The following is a 12,064-nucleotide window of genomic DNA, read 5'->3' as shown; positions in this document are numbered from 1 at the left end:
ATCGAGGGGGATTTATTAAAAACTTTCCCTCAGCTCAAAGTGACGCTGAAATTATGAAACTGGGAATTGCTGTCCTAAGGCAGGATAGGCAATTGCAAACGTGTATGATTAAATCCTGGTTCCAAAGGAGCACCTATGAATTTCAAACTTCCCAATAGCTTCAACTTTCGGAAATTTCGCGCGAAACCCGTTGATATTATGATTGCAGGCATTTTCGCGCTGGTTATTTTCAAGCTTTGGAGTCTTTATGCCAGTGCTAATCTGGATGAAGGGCAATGGGAGCAATTCAAACAAGATCACCAATGCAAACAGCTTGTCAGTGAGACCGGAACCCAGCGCTTAAGCTGGCAATGTGATGACGGTCAGGTTTATTACCGCTGGAGACAGCAACGGGAATAAAGACTGTCACGCAATCGATATCAATTAGCCGCTTCTGGCTTTTTGTATTTCTCATCGAAAAAGGCTGGGATGCGTGTCTCCAGCCAAAAGACAGGTCTCAAGGGCAGGCGGCCTGAAACGAAACCGACATGCCCGCCTTTCGGGGTAAATTCCAATTCGACGCTTGCCGAAACCTCATTCAAAGCCGGCAGCACTTCCTGTGTCATAAAGGGGTCATCTTCAGCCTGAATCAACAAGACCGGCACGGTAATCGATTTGAGAAACTGGCGTGAGCTGGAGCGCTGGTAATAGTCATTGACATCCTTGAAGCCATGCAGTCTGGCGACAACCCGGTCATCGTACTGCCAGAATGAACGGATATTCGATAAATCACCCAGCTTCCTGATTCTGTCTAAGTCCCTTTGCCGGCCTATATGCTCCAAATGCTGCGCTTTTTGCGTCATGTATTCTTTTAGTTCTTTTAACAGGTTCTTACGGTAAAGCCTCGACATGCCCTGGTCCAGCTTGGTCGCACAATGACCCAGAAGCAACGGAACGGATACGGCCACGGCACCAAACAGATCCAAATTGTCACCTTGTTCGCCCAGCCATTTGAGCAAAACATTCCCGCCCAGAGAAAAACCGGCTGCGCCAATCGGCGTATGAGGTTCGCGTTCACGCAGAGTTTGATATAAAAAATGGATATCTTCAGTCTCGCCCGAATGATAACAACGGGCGCTGTTGTTGGATTGGCCGCTACAGCCACGAAAGTTGAGCGCAGCACTTCGAAACCCTTTTTTTAATAAAACAGATTGCAGGCCTTTGATATAACCCGACTGCGAACTTCCGGTCAGACCATGTAAAAGCATGATTAAAGGCTTTGGACCGGTTCCGCAAAAATCAACATCGATAAAATCATCATCCGGTGTCGTCAGTCGTTCCCGGAAATAGTCCGGTGGATTGGGTACGGTTCTGAACAATGAGGGATAAATGGTTTGTAAATGTTGATTGGTAAGCCACCAGGCCGGTTTGAAGGTCGATTGAATAGACATGTTGAGATAAATGAAATGGGTTTTGGCGCAATTTTAATACGATTGACCAATTGGATATCAATTCAAAGCCGACGAGTGGTTACTCTTTACTTAACGTAAATTCAAAACGACTTTACCTGCACCCGATAAATCATAACCGCTCAGTTCCCTGGCTTTTTCCGCAAATGCGGGTGTGTGTGTAAATTCAAGCAGGCGTTGAACCGGAGCTTCGAAATAATCATAACGCCGCATCACCAGATCGAAGCGTTCTTTTGTCAACGGGATAAAATCCAGATGTAGTTGCCTCGCGACCGAAGCTACCGCGATACCGGCATCGGCTTTGCCGCTGGAGATGGTCAGACCTACATCAATTTCGGTTCGGGCAGGTTTGTCAGCGATTTTGATTTGTGTCTTGTCTATCCCTGATTTTTCAAGCAAATAGTCGAGCAAAATGCGGCTCCCTGCGCCGCTTTGCCTATCGATTAAAACCGCTTTCTTGTTGATCAGGTCGTCCATGCAAATGATTTGCAAAGGATTGCCCGCTGCGACGACCAGTCCTTGTTCACGCCAAGCCCACTCGATTGCGACCACGCTGTGATCCGGTAACGCGTTTTTAATCACCGGGACATTGAACTCCCCGCTTTCGGTATCCAGAACATGCATGCCGCAGATCAGCGCTTCACTAGCTGCAAAGCGGCTCAAACCCTCCATACTTCCGGTGGCCTGCATGGCCATAGGCAGGCTGCTTTCGCGTAAAGCCCACTCCAACAGTGGGTCATGACTGCCTACGACAATTTCAGGAACGGTTCTGAATAACGTGTCTTGTGAGACCGACTCGCTGTTTTGCATCAACCACATATCGATCAAATACCTGGGAAAAAGCCATTTTCCGGTCACGCGGGTGCAGGGAATTTGTTTTTGAGTAATTAAATCATAAATCTTGCGTTCTTTTACGCGCAAATATTCGGCAACCTCATGAACGGTCATCATGTCGGACAAGGGACAGACCTCGCTAAAAGCATTACTTGGCCCAACAATATAGCGAGCTTATCAGGTCCAAGCAATCTCAGTGTATGGCCGGCTTTCCCGTAAGACATTATCAGAATCAGTGATAATAAGGTCAAAAAATTGTGATTTTTACAGATCAAACTTTGTTCCTATAATTAAAAGACATAAAAAATAGGAAAAATAATCAATTTAACGAGTCATTTTATAAATTGTTAAATTATGTTTTATTATGTGTTTTTTACAAAAGAGTATTCTCATGATATTCTCGAGAGTAGAGATAATTGACCTGCTTTCATTACAGAAGGATTGACTGCTCCTGTCTAATTTAAAACGTCCGGTTTAATGACTGATGGCTCAATTCCAAGTGACTTTTAATTACCCGGCTCCGATCCGTGAGTGTCTGAGCCGATCCGGATCGCATAGCGAGATAAATATGACTGAAACCGCTTCGATGCAAACGACATTGCAAGACATCACTACACGCCTCAAGGATAAGCCCGGCGCTTTGCTGCCCATCCTGCATGAGATTCAAAATGCATTCGGCTATATTCCCAAAGACAGCATTACTTTTATCGCCTCAGAACTGAACTTGTCGCGTGCGGAAGTGCATGGCGTGATCAGTTTTTATCACTATTTCAGGGAATCGGCTCCGGGTCAGCATACGATTCATTTATGCCGGGCGGAATCGTGTCAGGCTATGGGCAGTAAGCACTTGGAAGCGCATGTCAAAAACAGGCTGGGTATTGATTTTCACGAAACCACTCCGGACGGCAAGTTCTCTTTGGAACCGGTTTATTGCCTGGGACTTTGTTCCTGTTCACCGGCGATGCAGATTGACTCGGAGGTTTTCGGGCGGGTTTCTCCGGAAACCTTTGATCGTTCATTAGTCGAGATAGGAGCTTAATCATGGCGGTCACTGTTTATATCTCTTGTGATTCAGGCGCACTAGCGTTGGGCGCGGAACGAATTGCCCAGGTAGTCAGCCGGGAAGCGCAACAGCGAGGTATCGATATCCGCTTGATTCGAAATGGCTCAAGAGGACTGTTCTGGCTGGAGCCTTTAGTGGAAGTGCTGACTGAGCTGGGCCGGGTCGCTTATGGATCGGTACAAGTGCATGATGTCTCCGGATTGTTCGATTCCGGCTTTCTGAGCGGCAGTCCGCACCCCTTGTTTTTAGGTTTAACAGAAGAACTGCCGTTTTTTAAAAAACAGCAACGTTTGACTTTTGCCAGGATCGGGCTTACCGATCCGGTCAGTCTGGAAGATTATCTGGCACATGACGGCTACCGTGGTCTCAATAATGCGCTGACCATCAGCGGTGCAGACATTGTCAGGCAGGTGACCGATTCCGGTTTGCGTGGCCGTGGCGGTGCGGCATTTCCAACCGGAATCAAATGGAATACCGTATTGAATGCCGAGGCGGATCAAAAATACATTATCTGTAATGCCGATGAAGGCGATTCGGGTACTTTTTCCGATCGCATGGTGATGGAGGGCGATCCGTTTGTGCTGATAGAGGGCATGACCATCGCCGGTATTGCGGTGGGAGCGACGCAAGGTTATATCTATTTGCGCGTTGAATATCCGCATGCTCACAAAGCGCTGAATACCGCAATCGCTAAGGCTTATGCGGCAGGCTATCTGGGTCAAAACATTCAGGGTAGCGGTAAAACCTTTGAGTTGGAAGTCCGCCTGGGTGCCGGCGCTTATGTCTGTGGTGAAGAAACGTCGCTAATGGAAAGCCTGGAAGGCAAACGTGGCTTGGTCAGATTTAAGCCACCACTGCCCGCAATCAGCGGATTATTCGGTAAACCGACTATCGTCAATAATGTTATCTCGTTGGCTTCAGTCCCTATCATTTTGGATAAAGGCGGTGAATTCTACCGCGATTTCGGCATGGGCCGTTCGCGCGGAACCTTACCGATACAACTGGCCGGTAATATCAAATGTCCCGGTTTGGTTGAATTGGCATTCGGTTTGACCTTGCGTGAATTGCTTTATGACTTTGGCGGCGGTTCAGCCAGCGGAAGACCGATCAAGGCGGTGCAGGTCGGCGGTCCTTTGGGGGCCTATTTACCCGAATCACAATTCGATACACCCCTGGATTATGAAGCGTTTGCCGCTATTTGGGCCGTTGTCGGGCATGGCGGCATCGTGGTTTTCGATGACACGGTCGATATGGCGGAAATGGCCCGTTACAGCATGGAGTTTTGCGCCATAGAATCGTGTGGCAAATGCACACCCTGCCGGATAGGATCGACGCGCGGCATGGAAGTACTGGATGACATTATCAATGGCCGCGAACTCAATAAAAACATCCCGTTACTGCGCGATTTGTGCGACACCCTGCTCAATGGCTCCTTGTGCGCCCTGGGCGGAATGACGCCTTATCCTGTTTTAAGCGCCTTAAACCATTTTCCGCTCGATTTCGGACTGACCGATCAAGCTGAAGCGGCTTAAACTTTCTGGAGGAAATACTATGTCCATGAATAAAGAACAAGACTTTGGAACACCCGCCAGGACTGCTTCTACGCTGGTTAATCTGGAAATCGACGGATTTCAGGTGACAGCGCCTGCCGGAACATCGGTGATGCGGGCGGCAGCAAGCATCGGTATCGATATTCCGAAATTATGCGCCACTGACAGCGTCGAGCCTTTTGGTTCCTGTCGCCTGTGTGTTGTCCAGATTGAAGGCGCGCGAGGTATGCCCGCTTCCTGTATTACTCCGGTTGCCGAAGGCATGAAAGTGGTCACGCAGAATAAAAAGCTGGCCGATGTTCGCCGCGGGATCATGGAGCTCTATATTTCCGACCATCCCCTGGATTGCTTGACTTGTTCGGCAAACGGCGATTGCGAATTGCAGGACATGGCCGGTGCGGTGGGCTTACGTGAGGTCCGTTATAACCCTCAAGGTGAAAATCATCTGAATGCGGTGAAGGATGAAAGCAATCCTTATTTCAGCTTCGATCCCAGTAAATGTATCGTCTGCTCCCGTTGTGTCAGAGCCTGCGAGGAAACCCAGGGTACCTTTGCACTGACCATAGACGGACGCGGATTTGATTCCAAAGTCTCGCCCGGCCAAAACGAAGCCTTTATGGATTCGGAATGTGTCTCATGTGGTGCTTGCGTGCAAGCCTGTCCAACGGCGACATTGATGGAAAAATCGGTCATCGAGCATGGTCAGCCTGAACATGCGGTTGTTACGACCTGTGCTTATTGCGGCGTCGGCTGTTCATTCCGGGCAGAAATGAAAGGCGATCAGGTTATCCGTATGGTGCCGCACAAAGACGGCAAAGCCAATCATGGCCATTCCTGTGTCAAGGGCCGGTTTGCGTTCGGTTATGCGACGCATAAAGATCGTATTACCCAACCGATGATTCGTAAAAGCATCAAAGATCCCTGGCAGGAAGTCAGTTGGGAAGAGGCTATCAGTTATGCCGCATCCGAGTTGAAGCGCATCCAGGCAAATTATGGTATTGGTGCAATAGGCGGCATCACGTCATCGCGCTGCACCAATGAAGAAACGTATCTGGTGCAAAAACTGGTTCGCGCCGGTTTCGGTAATAATAATGTCGACACCTGCGCCCGCGTCTGCCATTCGCCCACCGGCTACGGGCTCAAACAAACCTTTGGTGAATCGTCCGGAACCCAGAACTTTGATTCGGTGATGAAAGCTGATGTCATCATGGTTATCGGTGCTAACCCGACGGACGGTCATCCGGTTTTTGGGTCGTTGATGAAAAAACGTCTGCGTCAAGGCGCAAAACTGGTTGTTATAGATCCTCGCGGCATCGATTTGGTCAAAACCCCGCATGTCAAAGCCGATTATCATCTGAAACTGCGGCCCGGTACTAACGTTGCCTTGATCAATGCCATTGCACATGTTGTCGTCACTGAAAATTTAGTCGATCAAGACTTTGTGCAAGAACGCTGCGAGAAGGCGGCATTCGAAAAATGGACAACCTTTATCGCCGATCCGCGCCATGCGCCTGAAGTGACAGAAGCAGTGACCGGTGTGCCGGCTGCTGATGTGCGAGCAGCGGCCAGGCTTTATGCTACCGGAGCCAATGGCGCCATTTACTATGGTTTGGGGGTTACCGAGCACAGTCAAGGTTCAACGACAGTCATCGGCATTGCCAATCTGGCGATGGCAACAGGTAATCTGGGCCGGGAAGGGGTGGGTGTCAATCCGTTGCGCGGTCAAAACAACGTTCAAGGTTCCTGCGACATGGGCTCGTTTCCGCATGAGTTCCCCGGATATCGCCATGTGTCCGATACCGAAACGCGCACGCTGTTTGAAAATGACTGGAATGTCATACTTGAATCCGAACCCGGTTTGCGCATTCCGAATATGTTCGATGCCGCCAGTGACGGCACTTTTAAAGGGCTTTATGTCGAAGGCGAGGACATTGCGCAATCGGACCCCGACATTCAGCATGTCCACCATGCACTAAGGGAAATGGAATGCGTGATCGTGCAGGATCTGTTTTTGAATGAAACCGCCAAATTTGCGCATGTATTTTTGCCCGGTTCGTCTTTCCTGGAAAAAAACGGCACCTTCACCAATGCCGAACGCCGTATTTCACCCGTGCGTAAAGTCATGAAACCTTTGGGTGGTTATGAAGACTGGGAGATTACGCAACTGCTGTCCAATGCGATGGGCTATCCAATGAATTATTCGCATCCTTCCGAAATCATGGCCGAGATTGCCCGATTAACGCCTTCTTTTGCGTCCGTTAGCTATGAAAAAATTGACCGCCTGGGCAGTGTGCAGTGGCCTTGTAATGATGAAACACCAGACGGCACACCGACCATGCATGAGCAAAGCTTTATGCGTCCCGGTGGTAAAGGCTTGTTTATGCTGACCGAGTATGTCGCGACTCAGGAACGTACAACCCGCATGTTCCCGCTGATTCTGACCACCGGCCGGATTCTGTCGCAATACAATGTCGGCGCGCAAACCCGACGTACCGAAAATGTCGCCTGGCATTCCGAAGACCGCCTGGAAATTCATCCTCATGATGCCGAAGACAGAGGTATTGTTAATGACGATTGGGTAGGAATTAAAAGTCGTTCCGGTGAAACTGTGTTACGTGCGTTGATCAGCGAACGGGTTCAGCCGGGCGTGGTTTACACCACGTTCCACTTTCCTGAATCGGGTGCGAATGTGATTACCACCGATAACTCTGATTGGGCAACCAACTGTCCGGAATATAAAGTTACCGCGGTGCAGGTCGCTAAAGTAAGCCAATCATCAGAATGGCAGCAAAAATACGAGGCATTTTCACAGCAGCAACTGGAATTGCTGGAACAAGGTAGTCACCATGCTTAACGGCTCTGCTGTTATGCCGTCGTCGCTGGAACTGGGTTGGCCCAGTTACCAGCAAAGCCGGGTCGAACGCTGGACCGGGGGCGAGCAGATTGTGCAGCAGGATTATATTGCCGAGGAAGTCCCCGTTTCTCTGGTTTATAACGGTCAGCCGCATGTTGTGATGCTGGCGACACCGACTAACCTTGAAGATTTTGCCTTGGGTTTCAGTATCACCGAAGGAATTATCAAGGACCGTTCCGAATTGCTTAATTCGCGCGTCGTGACGCGTTCCAATGGCATTGAAGTCAGGTTGAAAATTCCGGAGCAGCGCTTCCAATGTTTGTCAGATAAAGGCAGAAATTTAACAGGCCGCACCGGTTGCGGCTTATGCGGTGCCAGTACGCTGCAGCAAGCCGTCCGCAGTCCTGAGCCCGTTCAAGGCGAGTTGACGGTAACCGCAGCCGAGCTTTTGAATACATTGGATAAAATCAAGCTGCATCAGCGGCTTAATCAATTGACCGGAGCCGTCCATGCCGCAGCCTGGGTTGTCCCCGGTTCCGGCATTCAAAACATTCGCGAGGATGTAGGTCGGCACAATGCGCTGGATAAACTGATAGGTTCGCTATTATCGAATGCAGAGAATCTAGCCGGTGGTTTTGTGATTGTGACCAGTCGGGCCAGCTACGAAATGGTTCAAAAAACGGCCAGTGTGGGCATCGTTATGCTGGCGGCCATTTCTGCACCTACAGGCTTGGCAATACGTTTGGCGGAAGAAACCGGACTGACGCTGGTCGGCTTTGCCCGCGATGATCAGCATGTGGTTTATGCTCACTCCCGTAGGTTGACACATCCCCCTTATCCTTCCTTGATCAAGAACGAATTACCATGAATATAGAAAGACTCATCAAAATGGCCAATGACATAGGCGATTTTTTTAACGCAGAAAGTGACAAAGAGGCGGCATCTGTCGGCATCAGAAATCATATTTTAAGATCCTGGGATCCGAGAATGCGCCGCGAGATCATTGACTATTGCGAAAAAGACGGCACAGCGCTTCATGGCATTGTTAAAACAGCCATTGACGATCTGGCCCGTTCCAGCTGAGCCAGTCTGTAGACTGCTGGCTTTTAGACGGGCTTTCGTGCAGGAAACAAACCATCTATCTGCGTTCCAACTCAATTCAAACTCAATTTTAAGACGCCCTTATTTCCAAAGTATAAAATCCGCTTCGAAATCACTGTTTCTTTCTTGATGCTGCTGGGCATGTCTGCCTCGGGAAAGTTATGACTAATCCAATTCTAGATTTTGCAAGTCGATAATTTAATGCGTAGGGGGTTTTATGTTGGTAACCTGGGTTGTAGTCGCTGATAGTTCCAGAGCAAGATTTTTCTCATCGACCAGTCTGACCGAGCCAATGCAGGAGTTTGATGGAATGGTTCATGTCGAAGGTAGAATGCGCGAGTTGAATGAGCTATCCGATAGGCAGGGAGGTATCGCTGGAGGCCATGGTGAAGGTGACCATACTTTTGAAGCCCCCACCGATTTTAAACACCACGAAGCGGTGGTGTTTGCCAAACAAATAGGCGTTAAACTTGACCAGGGCCGCGTCAACAACGAATACGGAAAACTGATTTTAGTCGCGCCACCTGCTTTTTTAGGGGTGTTGCGCGAGTCACTGAATAGTCATGTGTCAGATTTGGTTGCCCAGTCACTGAATAAAAATCTGGTGGTTGAGGATGAATCGGTTATTCGCGAACACATTCACCATCATTAGCTTTGCCTGACCGCTTCAATGTTTTGCGAGGTCAGCGCCGTAAGCACTGACCTCGAGGGCTTGGGAAACCCAGCTAGTTTAGATTTTGCCTGGCATTGTGACGGAACTTGTTTCCGGAGTGGAAATGAAGTTAAGAGACAAAGCTGACACCAAAATAAAACAGTATCCGCCCAGTTCAAAAAGTTCTTCAAATAAGACATTTTGATTAATTGAAGAACTTATTTCAAACAGCGTTCCAATCACTAGAAACAGCCCGCCAAGCATTAATAATAAGCCTGTCTTTGATTTAAGAAAGGCTAAAGCGACTTCTTTATAGTAAGAGAATTTAGACAAGGCATAGCCCGTTAGTGAAATAAATCCCACTGCCAATATAATATTTCTGCCAATACCGGAGCCTATCAACACAAGGAAATCAGGTGCGTCAAGTCTTTCAATGTCTAACTCCCTTACTAGGAAACTGTAACAAAGCCAAAAACAAAAAAGGTGGGTCAGTTTTTCCGAACTCTTTTTCAGTGCGAGTGGTGTTAAAAAAACGAAGCAACTGATGGCTATCAAGCCAACCTGCATGTTTTCAAGCGGTCCGTTTTCTGAATAAACATTGACATTATCGAGGACAAAAACAGCATGGCTGGCCCAGATAAAAACGGCAACAAAGAAGCTTAGAACAAAAAAACACAGAAAACGAAACCAATTTTTCATCCATATCCACGCTAAGATTTAAATCTATAAATAAAATAGCCGGGAGAATACCCCGGCTTACTAACCAGGGGGGTAAGTCTAAACATCTATAGTAAATAAACAAGACACTTTGACAATAAAAGTGTCAATGTGAATTTCAGCAGCAATTCTCAATTTGAACAAAAAAGGGGCTGGGGAAGCTTTTTGAGGATGTCGGCAGCAGGGCAGATTTTTATTCCGGACAAAATCTGCATTTCCACCCTCCTTGGCGGTCAGATGCTGCAGTCAAGTCCTCATGGAAGGGTTTACGGCGTTCCTCAAAAGGCTTTTTCCAGACCAAAATGACGGCGAAAAGATCAAACTGAGAATTGCTGGAATTTCAGGTGACATTGATCAGGCTAAATAATCAGGCGGCTTCATTGCCATTTGAGTCAAAGTTTAACCTGATTACAAGCTGTTTCAGCTAAAGCTAAAGCCCGTGATGCCCGCCTGGAAACGGGCATCCAGTGTCATGGAGGGTAAGCTTCGAGCTATCCATGGGGTCTGGATTTTGGCAATCCCTGCAGAAATGACTCGGTCGACTAAACGGATAAAGCGTTTGATCTTAAACAGCTTGCTAATCAGGAAGTTTATAGCCGGTTCTGAGTTTATCCGGCAATCCGGGTTGATCAGCCTTTGACGCGCAAAGTTGATCGGCCTCCGTCAACACTGATGATCTGTCCGGTTATCCAGCTGGCTTGAGATGACAATAGAAAGGCGCTGAGAGCCGCAATATCCTCGGGTTCTCCCAATCGTTGTAAGGCATGCATTTCGGCAATGTCGGCGGCTAATTTTTCATTGGCAAGAATGCCATCAGCCAGAGGTGTTCGGGTCAGTGAAGGCGCTATCGCATTAACGCGTATTTTAGGAGCAAGCTCGGCTGCAAGCGACAATGTCAAGCCCGACACCGCGCCTTTAGCCATGCCGACTGAGGCATGAAAGGCAAAACCCTGTAAAGCGGCTACGCTGGAATAAAACAGCACCGATGCGCCTTCGACGCTCTTCTTGAGCATCGGCAAAGCCGCCTGCACGGCTAATGCCGCTCCCAAAGCATTGATCCTGAAGTCATTGAGAAAATCGGCTTCGGTGAGGCGTTGAAGCCCTCGTAAATTGATTGAACCTACGGCATAGACTAAGCCTTTCAAAATCTCTCCCGCATCGCTTGATGCGCGGGCAAAAAGAGTGGCGTCATTGATATCGCCGACGGTATAACCGGCGCCCAGCTCTGTTGCAAGAGCCTTGAGTTTGACCTCATTTCGGCCAACCAAATGAAGATCATTGCCACGCTCACCAAGAGCGCGAGCCGTTGCCGAACCGGTTGCGCCATAACCGCCGTAAATCAGAATTTTGCCAGCCATAGAATGAATTCCTTGTTGATGTGGTTTGTATGCTCAGGTTGCTAAACCTTTGGCATTCGTACAGACCTTAACAATGTACCCAAGAAATGCTTAAGCTCAAGAGAGTTTTGAAAAAATCGCTTTTAAAGTGAGTTGAAAGGAGATTAAACCAGGAAGATAGAGACGCAAGATTTTACGTCCCTACAGAGGTTTATGACGAAGCAGGATGACGCGATTTTTTCAATAAAAAACGTCGGCAATAGAGTAATGATATTTCATGGGACATCCTGGACACAGACTGAGACCCGGTTATTGGCGATCCGGGTGGGATAGGTGGCGACTTTGACGGTGTCATCTTCAAAGCACGCGCCGGTTGCCAGGTTGAAATGCTGCTTGTACAGCGGTGAGGCGACCATCGGCTGGCCGCCGATATCGCCGATCATGCCGCGGGATAAGACATTGGCCTGGCCAAACGGGTCGAAATTATCGAGCGCGTACAGCGCCTGTT

At 48.6% G+C, this 12,064-nt stretch carries 12 protein-coding genes; 7 read left to right on the top strand and 5 right to left on the bottom strand.

The features are described 5' to 3' along the window. Positions 1 to 135 precede the first annotated feature (135 nt). The gene (locus tag Q7V32_RS01210) at positions 136 to 399 is read left to right on the top strand and encodes a hypothetical protein (RefSeq protein ID WP_304895169.1); all 264 of its coding nucleotides are present in this window, start codon (positions 136 to 138) and stop codon (positions 397 to 399) included. Between the two features lie 20 nt (positions 400 to 419). On the opposite strand, the gene Q7V32_RS01205 is transcribed toward Q7V32_RS01210, so the two are convergent. Beyond that, positions 420 to 1,430 carry a hydrolase gene (locus tag Q7V32_RS01205; RefSeq protein WP_304895168.1) on the bottom strand — a complete coding sequence of 337 codons (1,011 nt, stop codon included), beginning with the start codon at positions 1,428 to 1,430 and terminating at the stop codon, positions 420 to 422. A gap of 90 nt (positions 1,431 to 1,520) precedes the next feature. Further along, positions 1,521 to 2,399, bottom strand: a complete 879-nt coding sequence (locus Q7V32_RS01200) for a helix-turn-helix transcriptional regulator (RefSeq protein WP_304895266.1) — start codon at positions 2,397 to 2,399, stop codon at positions 1,521 to 1,523. Between the two features lie 451 nt (positions 2,400 to 2,850). Between Q7V32_RS01200 and Q7V32_RS01195 the strand changes: the two genes are divergently transcribed. From Q7V32_RS01195 to Q7V32_RS01170, 6 genes are all read left to right on the top strand, one after another. After that, entirely contained in the window at positions 2,851 to 3,321 is a 471-nt protein-coding gene (locus Q7V32_RS01195) for a formate dehydrogenase subunit gamma (RefSeq protein WP_304895167.1), read from the top strand. Between the two features lie 2 nt (positions 3,322 to 3,323). Continuing rightward, positions 3,324 to 4,877 carry an NADH-quinone oxidoreductase subunit NuoF gene (locus tag Q7V32_RS01190; RefSeq protein ID WP_304895166.1) on the top strand — a complete coding sequence of 518 codons (1,554 nt, stop codon included), beginning with the start codon at positions 3,324 to 3,326 and terminating at the stop codon, positions 4,875 to 4,877. Between the two features lie 19 nt (positions 4,878 to 4,896). Next, entirely contained in the window at positions 4,897 to 7,749 is a 2,853-nt protein-coding gene (gene fdhF, locus Q7V32_RS01185) for a formate dehydrogenase subunit alpha (RefSeq protein WP_304895165.1), read from the top strand. Further along, a complete protein-coding gene (fdhD, locus tag Q7V32_RS01180) occupies positions 7,742 to 8,617 on the top strand; it encodes a formate dehydrogenase accessory sulfurtransferase FdhD (protein ID WP_304895164.1) in 876 nt (291 codons plus the stop codon). Before fdhF ends, fdhD begins: the two co-directional genes overlap by 8 nt. After that, on the top strand, positions 8,614 to 8,832 hold the full coding sequence (locus Q7V32_RS01175) for a formate dehydrogenase subunit delta (RefSeq protein WP_304895163.1): 219 nt from the start codon (positions 8,614 to 8,616) through the stop codon (positions 8,830 to 8,832). The genes fdhD and Q7V32_RS01175 overlap by 4 nt, the downstream gene beginning before the upstream one ends. A gap of 235 nt (positions 8,833 to 9,067) precedes the next feature. Further along, positions 9,068 to 9,502: a host attachment protein gene (locus Q7V32_RS01170; RefSeq protein ID WP_304895162.1), complete on the top strand. Its 435-nt coding sequence runs from the start codon at positions 9,068 to 9,070 to the stop codon at positions 9,500 to 9,502. A 78-nt stretch (positions 9,503 to 9,580) separates the two neighbouring features. Here the strand turns inward: Q7V32_RS01170 and Q7V32_RS01165 are convergent, their stop codons facing one another. From Q7V32_RS01165 to nirD, 3 genes are all read right to left on the bottom strand, one after another. Next, positions 9,581 to 10,201: a hypothetical protein gene (locus tag Q7V32_RS01165; RefSeq protein ID WP_304895161.1), complete on the bottom strand. Its 621-nt coding sequence runs from the start codon at positions 10,199 to 10,201 to the stop codon at positions 9,581 to 9,583. Between the two features lie 647 nt (positions 10,202 to 10,848). After that, the gene (locus Q7V32_RS01160; RefSeq protein WP_304895160.1) at positions 10,849 to 11,577 is read right to left on the bottom strand and encodes an SDR family NAD(P)-dependent oxidoreductase; all 729 of its coding nucleotides are present in this window, start codon (positions 11,575 to 11,577) and stop codon (positions 10,849 to 10,851) included. Between the two features lie 254 nt (positions 11,578 to 11,831). Next, positions 11,832 to 12,064: nitrite reductase small subunit NirD (gene nirD, locus Q7V32_RS01155; RefSeq protein WP_304895159.1), on the bottom strand; the 233-nt coding region annotated here is incomplete at its 5' end.

Source organism: Methylicorpusculum sp., from assembly GCF_030651835.1.
In the GTDB taxonomy this organism is placed as follows: domain Bacteria; phylum Pseudomonadota; class Gammaproteobacteria; order Methylococcales; family Methylomonadaceae; genus Methylicorpusculum.
The sequence above is the reverse complement of the archived record's forward strand: the minus strand, read 5'-3'. Positions and strand labels throughout refer to the sequence as shown.